Source organism: Caulobacter rhizosphaerae, assembly GCF_010977555.1.
Taxonomy (GTDB): Bacteria; Pseudomonadota; Alphaproteobacteria; order Caulobacterales; family Caulobacteraceae; genus Caulobacter; species Caulobacter rhizosphaerae.
Genome location: NZ_CP048815.1, coordinates 1,390,320 through 1,411,201, shown reverse-complemented (window position 1 = coordinate 1,411,201; position 20,882 = coordinate 1,390,320). Strand labels below are relative to the sequence as shown.

The following is a 20,882-nucleotide window of genomic DNA, read 5'->3' as shown; positions in this document are numbered from 1 at the left end:
CGCCGTCTCCTCCCCGCTTCTTCTGTCCGATAGGTACGCCTATGTCCCTCCGCCCCGTTTTCACCTCGTTCGCCGGCCTGGCCGCCGTGGCCGTGCTGGCCGCCTGCAGCGCCCAGGCCAAGCAGGAAGCCGCTCCGCCGCCCGCCCAGGTCACCATCACCCCCGTAGCCTTCAAGGAACTGCGCCAGTGGGATGACTTCACCGGCCGTCTCGAGGCCATCGACACTGTCGACATCCGCCCGCGCGTCAGCGGCTTCATCGACGGCGCCCGGTTCGAGGAAGGCGCCCGGGTCCGCAAGGGCCAGGTGCTGTTCCAGATCGACCCGCGCCCCTACCAGGCCGAGGCCAACCGCGCCCAGGCCGAGGTGGCCCGGGCCAAGGCCCAGCTGGACCTGGCCGTCGTCAACCGCGAGCGCGGCCGCCGGCTGATCGAGCAGAACGCCCTGGCCCAGAGCGAGTTCGACCGGCTCTCCGCCGAGGAAAAGGCCGCCCAGGCCAATCTCGGCGCCGCCAACGCCGCCTACCAGACCGCCAGGCTGAACCTGGAATGGACCCGCGTGGTCTCGCCGATCGACGGCCGGGTCTCCAAGGCCGTGATCACCCGCGGCAACCTGGTCACCCCGTCCGACCTGCTGACCACGGTGGTCAGCGACACCCCGATCTACGCGACGTTCAACGCCGACGAGCAGACCTTCCTGAAGTACGCCTCGGCCGAACGCGGCAAGGCGAGCCCCGTCTATATGGGCCTGATGACCGAGGACGGTTATCCGCACCAGGGCCAGCTGAAGTTCATCGACAACGCCCTGGACGCCAAGAGCGGCACGATCAACGGCCGGGCGATCTTCGCCAACGCCGACGGCCGGTTCACCCCCGGCTTGTTCGCCCGCATCCGCATGGTCAGCGACACCTCGCAGACGGTGGCCCTGGCCCCCGACCGCGCGGTGGCCACCGACCTGGGCAAGCGCTACGTCGTGGTGGTGGGCGCCAACAACAAGGCCGAGTACCGCCCGGTCGAGATCGGCCCGCTGGCCGGCAACCTGCGCATCATCCGCACCGGTCTGAAGCCCGGCGACCGGGTGATCGTCGGCGGCCTGCAGAAGGTCAAGCCGGGCGACACCGTCAACCCGGTGGTCGTCAAGACCGACCTGTCCTCGGACCTGTCGCAGTTCGAAACCGGTCCGCAGCGGGTCGCGATGATCAACTCGGTTTCTCAGAACTGACCGTCCTTTAACCCGCTCATCCCGGCGAAAGCCGGGACCCAGATCCCATGGCGACGGGGTGGGCTGGAAGAACGCGGCGCTCTTGGCGTCAGCTTCCCAGCTCTTCCATCTGGGTCCCGGCATTCGCCGGGATGAGCGGATCAGGAATTCGCCTTCAGGCCGGTTTGAACCGGTCCACGCCCCCTCCTTGCCTCCTCCCCATACTCGCCCGCAAAAGGCGCCTCCCATGAATTTCTCAAAGTTCTTCGTGAGCAGACCGCGCTTCGCCGCCGTGCTCTCGATCGTCATCTTCATCGCCGGGCTGGTGGCTCTGCCGCGTCTGCCGATCTCGGAATATCCCGAGGTGGTGCCGCCGACCGTGGTCGTGCGCGCCGCTTATCCGGGCGCCAACCCCGCCGTCATCGGCCAGACCGTCGCCGCCCCGCTGGAGCAGGCGATCAACGGCGTCGAGGGCATGATCTACCAGTCCTCGCAGTCGGCGTCGGACGGGGCCATGATCCTGACCGTCACCTTCGCCCTGGGCACCGACCTCGACAAGGCCCAGGTGCAGGTCCAGAACCGCGTCGCCCAGGCCCTGCCGAAGCTGCCCCAGGAGGTGCAGCGCATCGGCGTGACCACCGACAAGGCCTCGCCCGACCTGACCCTGGTCGTGCACATGATCTCGCCCAACAACCGCTACGACATGCTCTATCTGAGCAACTACGCGCAGCTGAACGTCCGTGACCGCCTCAAGCGCGTCGACGGCGTCGGAGACGTGCAGATCTTCGGGGCCGGCGCCTACTCCATGCGGGTGTGGCTGGATCCGGAAAAGCTGGCCTCGCTGAACATGACGGCCGGCGACGTGGTCAAAGCCCTGCGCGAGCAGAACGTCCAGGTCGCCGCCGGCCAGCTGGGGGCGCCGCCCACCAACATGGGCTCGGACTTCCAGCTGTCGATCAACGCGCCCGGCCGCCTGACCGACGAGGAGCAGTTCCGCAACGTCATCATCCGCTCCGGCGCCAATGGCGAACTGACCCACCTGGGCGACGTGGCCCGGGTCGAGATGGGCGCCAACAACTACGCCCTGCGCTCGCTGCTCGACAACAAGTCGGCCGTGGCCATGCCGATCTTCCAGCGCCCCGGCTCCAACGCCCTGGCCATGGCCGCCGACATCAAGAAGACGATGAAGGAGCTGAAGAAGGAGTTCCCCGAGGGCGTCGACTACGAGATCATCTACGACACCACCGCCTTCGTGCAGGAATCGATCGACTCGGTGATCCACACCCTGATCGAGGCCATCATCCTGGTGGTGCTGGTGGTGGTGCTGTTCCTGCAGGGCTGGCGCGCCTCGATCATCCCGCTGATCGCCGTGCCCGTCTCGCTGATCGGCACCTTCGCCGTCCTGCTGATGCTGGGCTTCGGCCTCAACGCCCTGACCCTGTTCGGCCTGGTGCTGGCCATCGGCATCGTCGTCGACGACGCCATCGTCGTGGTCGAGAACGTCGAGCGCAACATATCCAACGGCCTCGAACCGGCGGCGGCCACCCGCAAGGCCATGAGCGAGGTCACCGGGCCGATCATCTCCACGGCCCTGGTGCTGTGCGCGGTGTTCATCCCGACCGCCTTCATCAGCGGCCTGTCGGGCCAGTTCTATCGTCAGTTCGCCCTGACCATCGCCATCTCGACGGTGATCTCGGCCTTCAACTCCCTGACGCTGTCTCCGGCCCTGGCCGCGGTGCTGCTCAAGAGCCACGACGCGCCCAAGGACCGCTTCCAGAAGCTGATCGACGCGGCCCTGGGCTGGCTGTTCAACCCGTTCAACCGCTTCTTCGCCAAGGCGTCGAACGGCTATGTCCGCAATGTCGGCCGCACCCTGGGCAAGTCGACCGCGGGGCTGGTGATCTACGGCCTGCTGCTGGCCCTGACGATCGGGGCCTTCATGAAGACCCCCGGCGGTTTCGTGCCCCAGCAGGACAAGGCCTATGTGGTCGCCGTCGTGCAACTGCCCGACGCGGCCTCGCTGGACCGCACCGAGGCGGTCATCCGCCAGATGGGCGACATCGCCATGAAGGTGCCTGGCATCAAGCACTCGGTGGCCTTCCCCGGCCTGTCGGCCAACGGCTTCATCAACAGCCCCAACTCCGGCGCGGTGTTCTTCCCGCTGTCCGACTTCAAGGACCGCAAGGACAAGTCGATGTCGGCCAACGCCATCGTCGGCCAGCTGAACCAGAAGTTCGGCGCCATCCCCGACGCCCAGATCGCGGTCTTCCCGCCGCCGTCGGTGCAGGGGCTGGGCACGATCGGCGGCTTCCGCATGCAGATCGTCGACCGCGCGGGCCTGGGTCCGGACGAGCTGAACAAGCAGACCCAGAACCTGATCGACAAGGCCCGCAAGGACCCCGCCCTGGCCGGCGTGTTCTCGACCTACCAGGTCAGCGTGCCGAAGATCGAGGCCAACATCGATCGCGAGAAGGCCCGGGCCTCGGGCGTCAGCCTGACCGACCTCTTCGAGACCATGCAGGTCTATCTGGGCTCGCTGTACGTCAACGACTTCAACCGCTTTGGCCGCACCTACGAGGTCAACGTCCAGGCCGACCAGAAATTCCGCCTGCAGCCCGAGCAGATGCTGCGCCTGCAGACCCGCAACGGGTCGGGCCAGATGATCCCGCTAGGCGCCTTCGTCAGCTTCAAGGAGGCCACGGGCCCCGACCGCGAGAGCCATTACAACGGCGTGCTCACGGCCGAGATCAACGGCGGCCCGGCCCCCGGCTACTCGACGGGCCAGGCCCAGAAGGCGCTGGAGGACCTGGCCAAGCAGGAGCTGCCCAACGGCATGGGCTACGAGTGGACCGAGCTGACCTACCAGCAGATCCTGGCGGGCAACACGGCGGTCTACATCTTCCCGCTCTGCGTGCTGCTGGCCTTCCTGGTGCTGGTCGCCCAGTACGAGAGCTGGAGCCTGCCGCTGGTGGTCATCCTGATCGTGCCGATGACCCTACTGTCGGCCCTGGCCGGCGTGCTGCTGACCCATGGCGACAACAACATCTTCACCCAGATCGGGCTGATCGTGCTGGTGGGGCTGGCGTGTAAGAACGCCATCCTGATCGTCGAGTTCGCCAAGGAACGCGAGGAGCACGGCGACACCCCGATGCAGGCGGTGCTGGAGGCCTGCCGCCTGCGGCTGCGGCCGATCCTGATGACCTCGATCGCCTTCATCATGGGCGTGTGGCCGCTGGTCGTCTCGCACGGGGCGGGCGCGGAGATGCGCCGGGCCATGGGCGTGGCGGTGTTCTCCGGCATGCTGGGCGTCACGGTCTTCGGCCTGGTCCTGACCCCGATCTTCTACTTCGTCATCCGCCGCAACACCGCCCGCCGGGCGGCCTTGAAGGCGGCCAAACAAACCACGCCCGTCGTGGAGGCGCACTGATGCTTGCTTCAATCCAACCCCGCCAGCCCGGCTGGCGCAGCCTGAAGGTCCAGCTCGGCCTGTTCGCCAGCATGCTCCTGCTCTCGGCCTGCGCCGTGGGCCCGGACTACAAGACCCCGGTCCAGGCGCCGGTGGTGCTGCAGAACGCCCCGGCCGGGGCCTTCTCGACCGCCGCGCCCGAGGCCCAATGGTGGAAGGCGTTCAACGACCCGGTGCTGGACGGCCTGATCAGCCAGGCCCTGGCCGGCAACCTCGACATCCGCGTCGCGGTCGCCCGGGTGGACGAGGCCCGGGCCCTGTTCAAGGACGCGCGCCTGGACCAGCTGCCGCGGGTCACCGCCAGCGGCGCCTACCAGAAGAGCGACCAGCAGCAGCCGGGCTCGAACGGCCAGCGGGTGGAGAGCGAGACCTACCAGGCCGGCTTCGACGCCGGCTGGGAGATCGACCTGTTCGGCCGCGTCCGCCGGGGCGTGGAATCGGCCCGGGCCGAGGCCGGGGCGGCGCAAGCCGACCTGCGCGACGCCCAGGTGACCATCGCCGCCGAGGTGGCTCGAAATTACCTCGAACTGCGCGGGGCCCAGGCCCGGCTGGCCGTGGCCAACCGCAACCTCGACACCCAGCGCGAGACCCTGCGCCTGACCCAGGTGCGCTACAACGCCGGGGCCGGCAGCCCGATCGACGTGGCCAGCGCCCAGGCCCGCCTGAACGCCACCGAGGCGGCGATCCCGTCGCTGATCACCGCCGAGAAACGGGCCAACTACCGGCTCTGCGTCCTGGTCGGCAAGCGGCCGGGCGAGCTGGACGCGGTCCTGGTCGCCACAACAGCCGAGGTCACGCCGCTGATCGCCGCCCTGCCGATCGGCGACGCGTCCGACCTGCTGCGCCGGCGCCCCGACGTCCAGGCCGCCGAGCGCCGCCTGGCCGCCCAGACCGCCAAGGTCGGGGTCGCCACGGCCGACCTGTTCCCCCGCGTGCGGGTCAGCGGCTTCATCGGCTTCCTGTCGGGCTCGGCCTCGGGCTTCGGCAACAGCGCCAGCCAGGCCTGGTCGGTGGCCCCGTCGGTGTCCTGGCCGGCCCTCGACCTGGGCGGCGCCCACCAGCGGCTGAAGGCGGCCCAGGCTCGCAACGACGCCAGCCTGGCCGTCTACGACCAGACCGTGCTGCGGGCGCTGGAGGACCTGGAGACCGCCCTGGTCGCCTACCGCCAGCAGCAGGCCCAACTGGTCAGCCTGACCAACCAGGCCGCCGCCTCGCGCCGCGCCGCCGAGCTGGCCCGCATCCAGTACAAGGAAGGCGGCATCGACTTCCTGGTGCTTTTGGACGCCGAACGGACCCTGCTGGCGGCCGAGGACTCGCTGACCGTCGCCGAGACGGGGGTCAACACCAACGTCGTGGCGATCTACAAGGCGCTGGGCGGTGGGTGGACGTCGTAAAAGTTATCCACAAGGTTGCTATTCAGTCCGTCATCCCGGGCCTTGTGCCCGGGACCCCTGGTTCAGCTCGCAGGTGAAGCGCCTTGGCGCGCCGGCGCGCCGGCGCGCCGCCCCTCCGCACCTGCGGCGGACGGAGGGGTCCCGGGCACGAGGCCCGGGATGACGGTGGCGAGGTGGGTTGAAACGCCGTTTATCCCCGCTCCCGCCGAAACAAACCTCAACCCGATCAAACCCCTACACAAAAACGCATGTTTCCTGTCCCCACCCTCCAGGACGGCCGCACACTAGCGGCATGACCCAAGCCCAAGACATCCCCACCCGCTGCCTGACCTTCCAGCTCCAGCTGATGGACGCCCTCGAGGCGGCCTGGAAGAGCATCGAGGCCACCACCGATCCCGCCGCCATCCGCCAGGCCCGCGACAAGGCGAAAGCCATCGGCGACCTAGCCGCCATGGCCCGCAAGGTCGCGTTGGTCCTGCCGACGCCGCGCGGCAAGCCGCAGATCGCCGAGACGGCCGCCGCCGGCCTGCACGCCGCCCAGGGCCTGGCCAATGTGCGCGAGATGCTGATGGCCTCCAGGGCCGCCGCCGCCCCAGTGGACGCGCCCGTGGACGCGCCCGTGGACGCCCCAGTCGCCGCCCAGGTCGAGCACGCCCGCCGCGCGCTGGACAAGCTCAAGGGCGGACGACGCGGCCGGCTGTAGGGCTCAGGACCCCGCCGCCGCGCTGGCCGCCGAGTAGCGGACGATCAGGTTGGCGAACACGCAGATCATCACGCTGAACGCCATGGCCATCACCCCGGCGATGCGCAGGGCCGAGGCGACGTCCTCGGACACGCCCCGCTCCCGCCCCCTGAGCGCGCGGAAGACGCCGGGCTTGAAGGCCAGCAGGAACCCCAGGGCGAAGATCACGACGGCGAACAGGTCGATCGCCAACAGTCCGGTCATTCGAAGTCTCCATCGGTCGGCGCGAGGGTTCAATGCCGGACGGCGCGGTTCGGTCCCGTGGGTGATCAATTCATTGGGGGCCGCTCTCTTCTCCCCGTTGCACGGATGAGCAGAAGGCCCGCCAACGGCCAGGACGCGCCTTGACTTGGTCGCACGCCACAGCTCCGATCCACCGGCTGCGGCAGGGACGCCCAGGAAGAGACAGGCCGGACCATGCCGCTTGAACGTCAGTGGACATCGGAAAGGATGATCACGCTCCGGGGCAATTTGATCTCGGTGATCGGCATGATCATGCTGGTGTGGTTCGTCGGCGGGGTGGCCCTGTTTCCAGACGGCCCCATTCACCTCTGCAACGCGTCGACCCACTATTTCTACCTGGATCACCCGTTCGGATACTGCGGCAAGCAGGGACAGTCGCACAACGCCATCGACTTCCACCGCTTCCAGGTCTGGCAAACCGTTCTTTTCAGCCTCTGGCCGTTTGGCATAATCGCCATCGCGGCCTTGGGACACGGCCTGTCCCGGAAGGCGCCTTGAGGCCAAGGTCGGCTGACGCCGCCTAAACCGACGCGCCGCTCTTCTTCTCAACCGCCAACGGGCGAGGCCGCGCCTTAAAGCCTTGATGGCGAGCCTGCTCTGGCGTCTGGCCGAGTCAAGGACCGCCTCCGGCGGCCGCGTCGCGGCGACGCTCCGCGTCGTCCTTGACTCGGCCAGACGCCAGAGCTCCGATCCACCAAGGGTTTAAGGCGCGGCCCTATCCGGAGCGGATGGGGGTCTTTGACAAGCAAGGGTGAAAGCACCAGTGAAAGTGGAGTGCCGAACCTCGCCTGACAGGAAGAGCAAAGTCGCGGTAGCGTCCGTGGGCTCAGATCGCTCTCCCTGGAGGCCGAGTTCCGTCCTACGATGGCGCATGGCCATTTCAACTTTAGACATCAAGCTATTGTGGGGCAGAGCGGCTGGTAGTTGCTCGAAGCCTGGCTGCAATGAAGATCTAACCCGCTGTGCCGAGCAAGGCCGGGACTACATCATTGGCGAAATGGCACACGTAATCGCGCAAGCCAAGGAAGGGCCGCGCGGCGACGGAGTCGGCGGCGACGATTCTTACGACAACCTTGTTCTGCTTTGCCCGACACATCATCGAGAGGTCGACAAAGCGCCGGCGGGCGAATTCCCAGCTAGTGTGCTCAGGGAATGGAAGGCACAGCGCGAGGATCGTGTCCGCCGCTTAGGTGAAGAGGAGCGCTTCGAAAACTTCGATGAGTTAAGGCGCCTCACCTCGCTGTTGCTAGCCGAGAACCATGTCACCTGGAAGGAACTTGGGCCTCAGTCGGAAGTGGCCCAGCGATCACCAGCCTCCAATGCATTTGACCTATGGCAGCTGCGGCGAATGGATAAAATCCTCCCAAATAACCGTCGTATCATGAACGTCGTGCGAGCTAATATCGGGTTGCTGAACAAGGAACAGTCGATAGCGTTCGCCGAATTTGCCAACCACGCTGAGAGTTACGAGGCTCATGTCTATGACCGAAAAGACCACTATCCACAATTTCCAGCTGGCTTCGGAGATGCGTTCGGATGAATAACGGCGCAAATAATTTCGGAGTCCCCTTCAGTAGCATCACGTTTTTGGAAAGGGTACTCGCCAGCCATGAGAACGTTAGGATAATATCACGTCACGATGATATCGTGTTTGACATCATACGTAACGTTCAAGGCGATAGCCTTACGGTTGTGTGCGTAAATGCATATAGCGTCTCTCTTGAACTTGTTGAACGAGTGGTCTCCACCTTCCCTGACACCAATATCATCTATTTTGGTGGCAAGTGGAATGGAGCCACGGGGGAAGCGTCCGAGTTCTGCGATAGGCGTAACATCGGACTTTACAACGCGGGAACGCTTGCTCCTGCGCTACGGAATAGGGATTTCGGAGCTGACCAAAAGTTCAATGATCGAGACAACCCGCAAAATGGCACAAGCGCTTGACGGTGTTAGCGCCATCTACGGCATGGGCTCGTACTTTCTTGAACAGCCCTTCAACGATGTTGATCTAGTAGTGATCGTTTCTCCAACCAAGCGGCCCCTTGCCGCCCTCGGCTCAGAGATCCGCACCGCCTTAGCCCCGCTATCTCAGATAACCGGCGCACCTTTAGACATCACAATATTCACGGAAACTGAATTCTTCACCCGCCCCCTTCGTGACATGCACACGCTTGTTCCAATCTATAGCGCATCATCACAGCCATGAACCTACAAGGCACCTGCCCTTCCCCTCACCCCCTCGGCAACCCCACCTCAAACACCGCCCCCGCCTCTCCCTCGACCAACGAAATCCGCCCCTGGCTGGCCGCCAGCAGCGACCGCGCGATCGACAGCCCAAGCCCCGTCCCGCCCGTCTCGCGGCGGCTGGTGAAGAACGGTTCGAACAGGCGGTCGCGGTCGGCGGCCGGGACGCCGGGGCCGTCGTCCGACACCCGCAGCATCACCTCGTCACCGACCGCCGCCGCGGCGATCCGCACCACCTTCGCCCCGGCCTGGCGGCTGTTCTCGACCAGGGTGGTCAGCACGGTCTCGACCGTCGCCTCGGGGGCGGCGACCAGGGGCAGGTCGTCCGGCAGGTCGAGGAGCACGGCGATGTCGCGGCCTTGCGCGTCGGCCACCCGTCGCGCGGCCGGGGCCAGCTCGGACGCCACCCCCGCCTGCGGCATGGCCATGTCGGCCCGCGCCAGGTCCATCAGCCGGCCGACCAGCTGCGACAGACGGGCGCTGTCGGCCGAGATGTTGGAAAGGAACCGGCCCCGCTCGTCCGGGGTCATGGTGTCGAAGTGGTCGTCCAGCAGCTCGACCGCGCCGGTGATCCCGGCCAGCGGGGTCTTGAACTCGTGGCTGACGGCGGCGGCGAAGTCGCGCAGGTAGCGCGAGCGCACGGCGATGGCGTCGGCCATCACCCGGAAGTCCTGGTAGAGGTCGCGGATCTCGACGGCGGCGGTGGCCGGGGTCTCCGGCACGCTGCCCTGGCCCGTGGCCACGCTGCGGGTGGCGGCGCTCAGCGCCTCGATCGGCCGGGTCACGCCGCGCGACACCAGGCCCGACAGCAGCACCAGCAGCAGGATCGTCGCCGCCGCCCCGACCAGCAGCTTGCCCCGGTCCTGATAGACGCCGCGGAACAGCGCCCGGGGCGAGCGCGACAGCAGCAGCGCGCCGACGACCCGGCCGTTGACGACCACCGGCCGGGCATGGTGCAGGCGCACGGCCGAGGCGCGGCTGAGCCACTCGAACGAATAGCGCGGGTGATAGGCCCCGTTGCGGCGCAGGACCGTGCGCGAACGGCCCTGCAGCGCCGCCTGGATCTCCGGCAGGGCCGCCAGGCTGCCGCCCTGCCCCAGGCCGCGCACCACGACGCCGTGACGATCGACGATCAGGATCGAGGCCAGGGTGCTGCGGCTGGTCTGGTCGAAGATCGGCTCCAGCACCTCGGCCGCCGCCTCGGCCTGGGGATCGGCCCTGGCGCCGGGGACCGAGGCCGGCCGCTCGGGCAGCAGGGGCGAGCTGCGCAGGTCGACGCTGGTCGATTCGGGGCGGTAGTAGCCGGGGTCGTCGCGGGCGTCGGGGTCGGCGGGCGTCAGGTCGCGCACGGAGCCGGGCCACAGATTTGCCGCCGCCGCCGCCAGGGCCGCGCCCTGCGAGGTCAGCTCGGCCTCGGTCTGGCGCACCAGGGTGTTCTCGTAGGTGCGCAGGAACACCGCCCCGATGGCCGGCATGGCGGCGGCGAACAGCAGCACGGTCAGCAGGATGGTCCGCAGGCGCAAGGCCGGCCACCAGCGCCGCAGCCACGCCCCCAGCCCGGCGCTCATCCGCCGACGCCGACGCCCTGGCAGGCGCCCAGGCGGTAGCCGATGCCGGCCCGGGTCTCGATCACGTCGTGCCCGCCCACGCCGGCGAACTTGGCCCGCAGGTTTCGTACGTGGCTGTCGATGGTGCGGTCGGTCACCGCGAAGCCCGGGCCGCGCAGGCGGTCGATGATGGCGTCGCGGCTGAACACCTTGGTCGGGGTGGCGGCCAGGGTCTTCAGGATCGTGAACTCGGTGACGGTCAGCGACACCTGGCCGTCGGCCCAGGCCGCGCTCCAGGCCTCGGGATCCAGGCTCAGCCGGCCGCGGACGATGCGGCCGTCGGCCGGGGCGGCCTCGGCGCCCTTGCCGCCGGCCCGGCGCAGGATGGCCTGGACGCGGGCCGTCACCTCGCGCGGGCTGAACGGCTTGACCACATAGTCGTCGGCCCCCAGCTCGATGCCCAGCACCCGGTCGATCTCGTCGTCGCGCGAACTGAGGAACAGGATCGGCAGGTCGCCCCGGGCCCGCAGCCGGCGGCAGACCTCCAGCCCGTCCAGGCGCGGCATGTTGATGTCCAGCACCACCAGGTCGGGCGTCCGCTCGGCCACGGCCGCCAGGGCCGCCTCGCCGTCGGCCGCCTCGCGGGTCTCGAGCCCGGCCTTGGCCAGGGCGAACACCAGGAGCTGGCGGATGTGGGGGTCGTCGTCGACGACCAGGATCGTGCGCTGCATGTCGCCCATGTTCAGCGCTCCGCGTGCGGGGTCAACCGGGACGGCGGGGCGGATCGGCGCGTTTGCCGTGCAGATTCGGTGCAGGGGCCCGGTGTGCGCCCTCTCCCATCGGGAGAGGGTGCGCACTCAGGTCCCCGTGGCCGCGTCGGTCCACTTGGCGAACGGCGTGTCGGGCTCCTCGCCCAGGCTGGGCTGCAGCGAGCGCAGGTCGCTGGGGCGGATGTTGAACGCCTTGCGGAAGCTGCGGCTGAAATGGGCCTCGCTGCTGAAGCCGCACTGGAAGGCGATCTCGCTGATCCGCCGGCCGCGCTTGGGATCCAGCAGCGCCGCGCGGGCCAGGTGCAGGCGGCGCTCCCAGATATAGGCCGTCACCCCGCCCAGGGGCTCGAACAGGCGGTAGAGCGTCGAGCGCGACACGCCCAGGGCCTCGCTGATCCTGGCGGGGTTGAGGCTGGGCTCCAGCAGGTTGTGCTCGACATAGGCCCGGGCCCGCAGCAGCACCGGCGACTCGCGCATGCCGAAATCGGCCCGCCCGGCCTCCATGGCCAGGCACGCGCCCAGCAGTTCGATCGTGGCGCGGGTGATGCCCGGCAGGGTCTGGGGCAACAGCTGCGGGAACCAGCGGGTCACCGCCGTCAGGTGCTCGATCAGCAGGCCGGCGCGATTGGCGTCCAGCACCATGCCGTGCAGCGCGATGTTCGGCGCCACGGCCTCGACCTCGGCGCGCGGCAGGAAGGTGGTCAGCACCTTGACCGCGGTGCTGTGCATCAGCATCGGCCGCGACAGGTCGCAGATCCCCACCTCGCCCGGACCGAACGAGAACGGCACGCCGTCGAAGTCGCCGGTGTGCGAGCCGGCGATGTTGAACTGGACGATGTAGTGGTCGAGGCCGTCGGCGGCGATCATCTGCGGCGTGCGGAACATCGTCTGGCCGCCGGTCTCGGTGACGTAGAAGGCGTGGGGCCCCAGGCGCAGCGCGGTGATGCTGGCCGTGAACCCCGGTTCCGGGTCGCGCGCGTCGAGCGCCGTCAGCACTTCCCGCCGGTAATAGTCGTGCCGCTGCTCGGGCGGGACGCTCCGGGTGCTGAAGTTCGTCCGCCCCAGCCGAAACAGTGTTTCGGCGGGCGGGTCCAAAGGATGATTCATGTGGCCTCCCCCAAGGCACAATCACGCATTGACCATATTCGCCAATGCGGGCGTTCGTCGCACCGCGCGGGGCGCCGCGCGAGAGCGGCGTTTTCCTTTGAGACAAGGGATCAAGAAAATGGAACCGGCATGTAAGGCCCGCGCCGCGCAAAGCCTTACAGGTGTCGGCTGCTTCGGACGAACGCCGGTCGGCGATCGGCGCGGCCGCGACCCGGCCGACCGAGGCTCGGGCGCTAGGCCATCGGCTTGGAGAACGACGCACCGCGAGACCTTGGGGGAGGTCGCGCGACCAGCGTCGCCCACGTCCCGAGGGGGACCTAAAACTAAAGGCGGGCCTTGGGGAGGCCCGCCTTTTTTATGGTCTGGCGATGAGCGCTGGTTGCATCCCGCACATCGCGCGTGCTTCCCGAATGACAAGGAAAATGAAGCCTCTCCCTGAGCTTCAACGCCGATGCCTTAGGGCGGTCGGCGTATCAGCCGTGCGTGGTCATCGTCCTTCGACAAGCTCAGGATGAGGACCATCTACAGGCTCGGCAGTCGAACACCTCATCCTGAGCTTGTCGAAGGACGAGGTGTTCGGCCCCGGAGCGGCGTGTCGAGCTAGTGCTCGCGGCCCATCCGCCAGAAGGTCTGGAACATCGGCTCGACCAGATAGGCCAGGGCCGAGCGCTTGCGCAGCGGGATCAGCACCTCGACCGGCAGGCCGGCCTGCAGGCCCGACTGGGCGCCGCGGATCTTGCGGATCTTGTCCAGTTCCTCGGGCGGGGCCGAGACCTCGGCGCGGAAGTACTGCACGCCGGTCTTCTCGTCGGTGAAGCTGTCGGCCGACAGTTCGGTCAGGGTGCCGTTCAGCAGCGGCAGGTCGCGTTCGTGCAGGGACGTGAAGCGGATCTGGGTCTTCTGGCCGGGCTTGAGATCGTCGGCGTCATTGGGCGAGACCTTGGCCTGGATCACCAGCCGCCGGTCCTGCGGCACGATCTCCATCAGGGTCTGGCCGGGGGCGACCACGCCGCCCACCGTGAAGACGTTCAGTCCCACCACCTTGCCGCCGGACGGGGCGCGGACCGTGGCCCGGGCCAGCTGCTCGCGGGCGGCCAGCACCTTGGGCTGCAGGTCGTCCAGCCGCACCTGCACGTCGCGCAGCTGGCCGGAGACCTCCTCCATCATCTGGCGCTCCAGCGACAGGGTCTGCAGCTTGGTCTCGCCGATCTGTTCGGCCGAGCGGGCGATCTGGGCGCGATAGGCCCCGTCCTCCCCGGTCAGGGAGGCGGCGCTGCGCTGCAGGGCCAGGACCCGGGTCTTGGGCGCGAAGCCCTTGGCGGCCAGCTCCTGCACGCCCTTCAGCTCCTCCTCGATCAGCTTCTGCTGCTCGCGGTTGGCGTCCAGCTGGCGCTCGGCGCCGCTGCTCTGCTGGCTCAGCTGCAGGACACGCTGGTTGAGCACCCCGCGCTGGGTCTGCAGCGAGCTGCGGCGAGCCTGGAACTGCTGACGCTGCAGGCGCAGGGCGTCGTCGGCCAGGGGCTTGTCCTCCGGCGTGAGGTCGGCGAACTCCGGCGGCGCGGCGATGGTCGGCAGGCGGTCGCGCTCGGCGACCAGCCGGGCGCGCTGAGCCAGCAGGGTCAGGACCTCGCCGGTCATGCCGCGCTCGCTGGCCCGCAGCTCCGAGGCCGACAGCTCCACCAGGATCTGGCCCTTGACCACGCTCTGACCCTCGACCACCCGGATGGCGGTGACCACGCCGCCCTCGCGGCTCTGCACCGCCTGGCGGTTGCCAGCCACGGCGACCACCCCGTGGGCGTAGGCCCCGGCGTCCAGCGGCGCCAGGGCCGCCCAGCCCAGGAAGCCGACGAAGAACAGGCCCGCCACCCCGGCCCCGATCCGGATGATGCGCACCGGGTCGTCCGAAAGGCGCGGCGGGATCTTGGCGGCGGCCTCGCCGGCGGTCCCGGGGGCCTGGAAGGTGGCGTCGGTCATGGCTTGGCGGCCTGCAGAGGGGTGACGGTCGAGCCGGGCTTGCCCGGAGCCTGGGCGGCGGCCTGAGCGGCGGCGGCCATCTTGGCCACGACCTCGGCGCGCGGACCGACCATCTCGACCTGGCCTTCCCGCAGCACCAGCAGGCGGTCGGCGACATTGAGGATACCGGTGCGGTGGGCGACGATCAGGATCGTCGCGCCCCGCGCCTTGGCGGCCAGGATGGCGTTGTTCAGCGCCGCCTCGCCGTCGGCGTCGAGGGCCGAGTTGGGCTCGTCCAGGATCAGCAGCGGCGGCTGGCCGTAGAGGGCCCGGGCCAGGGCCACGCGCTGGGCCTGGCCGGCCGACAGCCCGCGCCCGCCGGCGCCCAGGACGGTGTCATAGCCCTTGGGCAGGCGCAGGATCAGCTCGTGCACGCCCGCCGCCTGGGCCGCGGTCACAACCTCGGCGTCGACGATGGCCGGATCGCCCCCGGCCCAGATGGCGAAGCGCGAGATGTTGTCCTTGATCGAGCCGGCCAACAGGCCCGAGTCCTGCGGCACATAGCCGATGTAGCGACCCAGCCGGTCGCCATCCCAATCGGTCATGTTGGCGCCGTCCAGCCGCACCACGCCGACCTCGGGGGTCATCGCCCCGGCCGCCACCCGCGCCAGGGTGGTCTTGCCGGCGCCGCTGGGACCGATCACGCCCAGGATCTCGCCCGGGGTCAGCCGCAGGCTGACGCCGCGCAGCAGCACCGGACCTTCGCCGGGCGCGCGCACCGCCACCTGCTCCAGGGCCAGGGCTCCGCTGGGCGCGGGCAGCTGGGTGCCCGACACTTCCAGGCCCCGGCCGGCCGGGAACAGCTTGATCAGGTTGTTCAGCGCGCCGCGCGCCTGGCCGACCACGCCCCAGGAGCCGACCAGCTGCTCGATCGGCTGCAGGGCCCGGCTCATCAGCACCGAGGCGGCGATGATCGCCCCGGCCGAGATCTGCTTGTCGACCGCCAGCCAAGCGCCCAGGCCCAGGGCCGCCGACTGCAGGAACATGCGGGTGAACTTGGTGGCAGCCGAATAGCCGCCGCCGGTGAACTGGGCCTTGGCCGACAGGTCCAGCCCCGCCCGGCGGTCCGCCAGCTGGCGCTCGCGCAGGGCGCCGCGCATGCCCAGGGCGCGCACCACTTCGCCATTGGCCGCAGCCGCTTCCTGCGACGCGTAGGCCTGGGACTGGGCGACGAAGGCTTCGCGGGCCCGCGCGCGGGTGGCCCGCTCGTTGAGCACCGCCAGCACCACCAGCACCACGCCGCCGACGATGGTCATCGCCCCCAGCGCCGGATGGATCATAAAGGCGACCAGCACGTAGATCGGCGTCCACGGGATGTCGAAGGCGGCCACGGCCACCGGGCCCGACAGGGCCTGGCGCACGATGTCGAACTCGCGCATGCCCTGGGCCGAGGCCCCGGGCGCCATGGCGCTCATCAGCTTCTGCAGGATGCCGCCGGCCAGCAGCCGGTCCAGGCGCAGCCCGGCCAGGGTCAGCAGGCGCGAGCGCACCGATTCCAGGGCCGTCTGGGTGCCCAGGGCGAAGGCCACCACCAGGGTCAGATACAGCAGGGTCAGCCGGCCCTCGGTCGGCACGACCCGGTCGTAGACCTGCATCATGTAGATGGTCGGCGCCAGCAAAAGGATGTTGATCAGCGCGCTGAACACGGCGGCGGCCATCAGGTGCGGCCGGCACGCGCGCAGGGCCGCGACCAGCGGCGGCGGCAACGGAGCGTCCAGGAACTTCACGCGTCTCTCCTATGGGCCCACTTCGCCGCACGAAGGCCCCATACCCCTGGCCGGTACCTAACGTCTCGGCCCGTGATTATGCAAGAAGGTCGTTGCGTCGAAAGCTCCAGACCGGCGCCCTACTCGATGAAAGCAGGCGCCGCGACCCGCCGGCCGAGCAGGAAAGCGTCGGCCACGTGGCGCAGCGGCGTCACGTCGACGTCCGACTGGCCGGCGCCGATCAGCTCGGCGAAGCGGGCGTAGAGGCCCGGATATTCGGCCTCGGGCTGTTCGTGGACCAGGGCGTCGTCGATCCACAGCCGAGCCCCGCCGTGCGACAGGCGCAGGGCGCCGCCGTCGGTGTCGACTTCGATGTCCCAGCTCTGGGGACCGGTCTGCAGGAAGTCGAATTCGGCGGTGACCGGCACGCCTAGGGTATCGACGAAGGCCAGCTGCGCCTGGATCGGCGACTGGCGGTTTTCGGGCACGTGCAGGGTCGCCTCCGTCAGGAAGAACGGACGCGGCAGCACGGCGGTGGCGATCGACAGGGCGTTGATGCCGGGATCGAACACCCCCAGCCCGCCCGGCTCCCAGATCCAGTCCTGGCCCGGATGCCAGACCCGGACGTCCTCGCGCCAGTTGATCCGGGCGGCGGTGATCGTCCGGCCTTCAAGCCAGGCCCGGGCGGGGGCGACGGCGGGGGCGTAGCGCGAATGCCAGGTGGCCTGCAGGGTCACGCCCCGGGCGTCGGCGACCTGGCGCAGGTCCTCGACCTCGCTGAGCGTCGCGCCGGGCGGCTTTTCCAGCATCACGTGCTTGCCGGCCTCCAGCGCCCGGCGGGCCAGGCCGTGGCGCACCTGGGGCGGGGTGCACAGGGCCACGGCGTCGAAGGCCACGCCGCTGGCCAGCAGCTCGTCGAACGTGTGGAAGCTGGGCAGACCAGGCTGCTGCGCGTGGCGGCTGACCACCGCGACCAGCGCGAACCGCGGGTCGGCGGCCATGGCCGGCAGGTGCTGGTCGCGGGCGATCTTGCCCAGGCCGATCAGGGCCACGCGGATGGGTGTGGCGGCGGTCATGAGGCCTCGCGACTCTGGAAAACGCTATTTGTAGGATAAATGCTCGGTGGCGGTTGGGATGTCAAACGGCCAGTGAGGCTCAAGGCTCTCCGTCGACCGCTACCGATCGCCGCCGAGGGGTTCGGCCAGCCCGATGAGAAGACCTTCAGGGCCGCGGATGTAGCAGAGCCGATACGCGTTCTCGTACTGAACCACTTCGCCGACCAGCTGCGCGCCGTGCTTGCCGAGCCTGGCCAGGATGTCGTCGATGTCGCTCACTGTGAACATGGCGCGCAGGTAGCCGAGGGCGTTCACGGGGGCGTTCCGGTGATCGGCGACGACGGACGGCGCCAGAAAACGCGAGAGCTCGAGGCGGCTGTGGCCATCGGGCGTGACCATCATGGCGATCTCGACGCGCTGATCACCCAGCCCGGTGATGCGTCCGGCCCATTCGCCTTCCACCGTGCCCCGCCCCTCGAGCGTCAGGCCAAGCTCGGTGAAGAAGGCGACGGCGTCATCGAGGGAGTCCACCACGACGCCGATATTGTCCATGCGCAGAAGTTGGCTTTTGGTCATGATTTCGGTCCAGTTCCTGAGGGTGTCGCACCCGCCAAGCGTTGCTCCGCCCTAGGCTCCCAACAACTCGAAGCTCGCCGCCAGGCCGTCGACGGCGCTGTTGGCCACCCACAGGTCGAACATCCCCGGCTCGGCGATCCAGCGGTCGTTGTCGCCGACGAACATCAGCGATCCGCGCTCGAGGCTGAAGCGCACGTCGCGCCGCTCGCCCGGCTTCAGCGCCACCCGCACGAAGCGCTTGAGCTCGCGCACCGGCCGCGTGCGGCTGGCCACCCGGTCGCGGACATAGAGCTGGACCACATGCTCGCCCGCCACCCGGCCGGTGTTGGCGACGGTGACCGTGATCGACAGCTTGTCGTTCCAGGCCAGGCGGGTGGTCGACAGCCGCACGTCGCTGAGCGCGAAGCTGGTGTAGGACAGGCCGTGGCCGAACGGGTACAGCGCCTCGTTGCGGGTGGTGCGCCAGCGGGCCTTGTACTCCTGGCTGTCGTCGGCCTGCGGCGCGGGACGGCCGGTGGTCCGGTGATTGTAGGTGTAGGGCTCCTGACCGCTCTCGTGCGGGAAGCTGACCGGCAGCCGGGCCGAAGGATTGACCTTGCCGAACAGCACATCGGCCACCGCGTGGCCGGTCTCGGTGCCCAGGAACCAGGTCGCCAGCACGGCCGGCGCGGCCTTGACCGCCCCCTCCAGCACCAGGGCCCGGCCGTGGCGCAGCAGCACCACCGTCGGCTTGCCCACGGCCCCGACCAGCTCGGCCAGCTGCTGCTGGACGCGCGGCAGGCCGATCTCGGTGCGCGACTGGGCCTCGCCCGACATGTTCTGGCTCTCGCCGACGGCCAGCAGCACCAGGTCGGCGGCGCGCGCGGCGGCCACGGCCTGGTCGTAGCCGCCGGGGATGGCGTTCTCGACGTCGCAGCCCCGGGCGATGGTCAGCTGCGAGGGGTCGGCCATCGCCTCGCGGATCCCGGTCGCCAGGTCGACGCCCAGACTCTTGTCGCCGAAGAAGGCCCAGGGCCCCAGGATGTTGTCGCGGTCGTCGGCGAACGGGCCGATCAGGGCGATCCTTTTGCCCCGGCTCGGCAGGGGCAGCAGGCCGCCGTCATTCCTCAGCAGCACGATCGACCGCGCGCCGGCTTCGCGGGAGAGCGCCCGCATGGCCGGGGTGGCGGTGTTGGCGGCCTGGGCCTTGGCGTCGATCGAGCGGTAGGGCCGGTCGAACAGGCCCAGGGCCTCCTTCAGGCCCAGCACCCGGCGCACGGCGTTGTCGACGGCGGCCATCGGCACCAGGCCCTGGGCGACCAGCTCGGGCAGGTAGCGGCTGTAGAGGCCGCTCTGCATGCTGATGTCGACCCCGGCCAGGATCGCCAGGCGAGCGGCGTCCTTGTCGTCGGCGGCGTAGCCGTGGGCCACCAGCTCCTGGTCGGCGGTGTAGTCGGAGATCACCACGCCCTTGAAGTTCCACTCGCCGCGCAGGATGTCGGTCAGCAGATGCCGGTTGGCCGTGGCCGGCACGCCGTTGATGTCGTTGAAGGCCGACATCACCGCCAAGCAGCCAGCGTCGAAGGCGGCCTTGAACGGCGGCAGGTGCACCTCGCGCAGGGTCTCCTCGGAGATGTCGACCGTGTTGTAGTCCAGTCCCGCCGACACCGCGCCATAGGCGGCGAAGTGCTTGGCGGTCGACAGCAGGCTGTCGGGCGCGGTCAGGTCGCGGCCCTGGAAGCCGCGCACCCGGGCCTGGGCCATGACCTCGCCCAGGAACACGTCCTCGCCCGAGCCCTCGGCGCCTCGCCCCCAGCGCTGGTCGCGAGCCACGTCGACCATCGGCGCGAAGGTCCAGTGGTTGCCGTAGGACGAGGCCTCGAGCGCCGCCGCCCGGGCCGTGCGCTCGGCCAGGTCGGGGTCGAAGCTGGCCGCCTCGGCCAGGGGGATCGGGTAGACGGTCTTGAAGCCGTGGATCACGTCGGCGGCGAACAGCAGCGGGATCTTCAGGCGCGACTGCTCGACGGCGGCGGTCTGGGCCCGCAGCGCGCCCTCGACCCCGACGCCGTTCATCAGCACGCCGACCCGGCCGGCGCGGATGTCGGCCAGGATCTGCTCGGTGTTGCGCTGGTTGACCAGCGGATTGATGTCGCCGACCGGCGGCCGGATCATGTCGGAATAGCACGACAGCTGGCCGGCCTTTTCCTCGATGGTCATCCGGCCGATCAGGGCCTCGACCCGGGGCGAGGCGGCGCGGGCCGCGCCCGCTCCGGCCAGGGCGAACCCCGCCAGGCCCGTAGCGCCGGCCAGGACCGTACGCCGGTCGACGCCCCCCTGCCGCTCCGGACCCTGTCGCCCGCCACCCGTCGCCATGAAGCCTCCCGCACTGAATCGCGGCAAACTCGCCAGAAACGCCGTCGGGTGCAATGGTGCGTTATCTGAGGGGCGACCCTACGCCTTCAACCTTGGAGACACGCTCATGACCACCCGCTGGCGCATCGATGTCCGTCTCGGCGACGCCCCGCCGCAAGCCCCCCTGCGCAGCGTCGTGGTCGAGGCCCCGACCGAGGTCGAGGCCCTGCGCCTGGTCCTGGCCCAGGCCGAGCAGGACAAGGCCGACGCCGAAGAACTGCTGCAGGACGGCCAGGAGGAGGTGTTCTCCCGGACGGAGGTGCGCGAGGGGCATGTGGAGCACCAGGGGCGGACGGATTGACGCGCCAGGCCCTCCCCTGTGGGGGAGGTGTCGGCGGAGCTGACGGTGGGGAGAGTGATCGGCCGGCGACCAACACCCCGGATCGACGACCCCAAAACTCCCCCCACCGATCGCTGCGCGATCGCCTC

Annotated in this window: 17 protein-coding genes; 8 read left to right on the top strand and 9 right to left on the bottom strand. The window is 69.2% G+C overall.

Features of this window, described 5'->3' with window-relative positions; genetic code table 11:
* Positions 1 to 41: 41 nt before the first annotated feature.
* The 4 genes from G3M57_RS06575 to G3M57_RS06560 all read left to right on the top strand — a co-directional run bounded on the left by G3M57_RS06575 (position 42) and on the right by G3M57_RS06560 (position 6,762).
* On the top strand, positions 42 to 1,220 hold the full coding sequence (locus tag G3M57_RS06575) for an efflux RND transporter periplasmic adaptor subunit (protein WP_163229551.1): 1,179 nt from the start codon (positions 42 to 44) through the stop codon (positions 1,218 to 1,220).
* Positions 1,221 to 1,446: 226 nt separating this feature from the next.
* On the top strand, positions 1,447 to 4,626 hold the full coding sequence (locus G3M57_RS06570; RefSeq protein WP_056762025.1) for an efflux RND transporter permease subunit: 3,180 nt from the start codon (positions 1,447 to 1,449) through the stop codon (positions 4,624 to 4,626).
* A complete protein-coding gene (locus G3M57_RS06565; RefSeq protein ID WP_208789662.1) occupies positions 4,626 to 6,059 on the top strand; it encodes an efflux transporter outer membrane subunit in 1,434 nt (477 codons plus the stop codon). The genes G3M57_RS06570 and G3M57_RS06565 overlap by 1 nt, the downstream gene beginning before the upstream one ends.
* 292 nt (positions 6,060 to 6,351) lie before the next feature.
* The gene (locus tag G3M57_RS06560) at positions 6,352 to 6,762 is read left to right on the top strand and encodes a hypothetical protein (RefSeq protein ID WP_163229549.1); all 411 of its coding nucleotides are present in this window, start codon (positions 6,352 to 6,354) and stop codon (positions 6,760 to 6,762) included.
* Between the two features lie 3 nt (positions 6,763 to 6,765).
* Here the strand turns inward: G3M57_RS06560 and G3M57_RS06555 are convergent, their stop codons facing one another.
* Positions 6,766 to 7,005: a hypothetical protein gene (locus G3M57_RS06555; RefSeq protein ID WP_028039238.1), complete on the bottom strand. Its 240-nt coding sequence runs from the start codon at positions 7,003 to 7,005 to the stop codon at positions 6,766 to 6,768.
* A 246-nt stretch (positions 7,006 to 7,251) separates the two neighbouring features.
* Between G3M57_RS06555 and G3M57_RS06550 the strand changes: the two genes are divergently transcribed.
* The 3 genes from G3M57_RS06550 to G3M57_RS06540 all read left to right on the top strand — a co-directional run bounded on the left by G3M57_RS06550 (position 7,252) and on the right by G3M57_RS06540 (position 9,250).
* Positions 7,252 to 7,542: a hypothetical protein gene (locus G3M57_RS06550; RefSeq protein WP_056762030.1), complete on the top strand. Its 291-nt coding sequence runs from the start codon at positions 7,252 to 7,254 to the stop codon at positions 7,540 to 7,542.
* Positions 7,543 to 7,915: 373 nt separating this feature from the next.
* On the top strand, positions 7,916 to 8,584 hold the full coding sequence (locus G3M57_RS06545; RefSeq protein WP_163229547.1) for an HNH endonuclease signature motif containing protein: 669 nt from the start codon (positions 7,916 to 7,918) through the stop codon (positions 8,582 to 8,584).
* Positions 8,585 to 8,950: 366 nt separating this feature from the next.
* Positions 8,951 to 9,250, top strand: coding sequence for a hypothetical protein (locus G3M57_RS06540; RefSeq protein WP_163229546.1), 300 nt, complete (start codon positions 8,951 to 8,953; stop codon positions 9,248 to 9,250).
* A 25-nt stretch (positions 9,251 to 9,275) separates the two neighbouring features.
* Here the strand turns inward: G3M57_RS06540 and G3M57_RS06535 are convergent, their stop codons facing one another.
* From G3M57_RS06535 to G3M57_RS06500, 8 genes are all read right to left on the bottom strand, one after another.
* Positions 9,276 to 10,856 carry a sensor histidine kinase gene (locus G3M57_RS06535; protein WP_163229544.1) on the bottom strand — a complete coding sequence of 527 codons (1,581 nt, stop codon included), beginning with the start codon at positions 10,854 to 10,856 and terminating at the stop codon, positions 9,276 to 9,278.
* Entirely contained in the window at positions 10,853 to 11,575 is a 723-nt protein-coding gene (locus tag G3M57_RS06530) for a response regulator transcription factor (RefSeq protein WP_082564768.1), read from the bottom strand. Before G3M57_RS06530 ends, G3M57_RS06535 begins: the two co-directional genes overlap by 4 nt.
* 117 nt (positions 11,576 to 11,692) lie before the next feature.
* Entirely contained in the window at positions 11,693 to 12,712 is a 1,020-nt protein-coding gene (locus tag G3M57_RS06525; protein WP_163229542.1) for a helix-turn-helix domain-containing protein, read from the bottom strand.
* A 600-nt stretch (positions 12,713 to 13,312) separates the two neighbouring features.
* Positions 13,313 to 14,686 carry an HlyD family type I secretion periplasmic adaptor subunit gene (locus tag G3M57_RS06520; protein ID WP_056762034.1) on the bottom strand — a complete coding sequence of 458 codons (1,374 nt, stop codon included), beginning with the start codon at positions 14,684 to 14,686 and terminating at the stop codon, positions 13,313 to 13,315.
* The gene (locus G3M57_RS06515) at positions 14,683 to 16,452 is read right to left on the bottom strand and encodes a type I secretion system permease/ATPase (protein ID WP_163229540.1); all 1,770 of its coding nucleotides are present in this window, start codon (positions 16,450 to 16,452) and stop codon (positions 14,683 to 14,685) included. The genes G3M57_RS06520 and G3M57_RS06515 overlap by 4 nt, the downstream gene beginning before the upstream one ends.
* A gap of 119 nt (positions 16,453 to 16,571) precedes the next feature.
* Positions 16,572 to 17,507 carry a Gfo/Idh/MocA family protein gene (locus G3M57_RS06510; protein ID WP_163229538.1) on the bottom strand — a complete coding sequence of 312 codons (936 nt, stop codon included), beginning with the start codon at positions 17,505 to 17,507 and terminating at the stop codon, positions 16,572 to 16,574.
* 99 nt (positions 17,508 to 17,606) lie between these two features.
* Positions 17,607 to 18,062, bottom strand: coding sequence for a VOC family protein (locus tag G3M57_RS06505; protein ID WP_056762039.1), 456 nt, complete (start codon positions 18,060 to 18,062; stop codon positions 17,607 to 17,609).
* A gap of 51 nt (positions 18,063 to 18,113) precedes the next feature.
* Positions 18,114 to 20,414 (bottom strand): glycoside hydrolase family 3 N-terminal domain-containing protein, encoded by a 2,301-nt coding sequence (locus G3M57_RS06500; protein ID WP_163229536.1) that lies wholly within the window; start codon positions 20,412 to 20,414, stop codon positions 18,114 to 18,116.
* A 106-nt stretch (positions 20,415 to 20,520) separates the two neighbouring features.
* Here G3M57_RS06500 and G3M57_RS06495 point away from each other — a divergent pair, with 106 nt between their 5' ends.
* Positions 20,521 to 20,754: a hypothetical protein gene (locus G3M57_RS06495; protein ID WP_056762041.1), complete on the top strand. Its 234-nt coding sequence runs from the start codon at positions 20,521 to 20,523 to the stop codon at positions 20,752 to 20,754.
* The last annotated feature ends 128 nt before the right edge of the window (positions 20,755 to 20,882 follow it).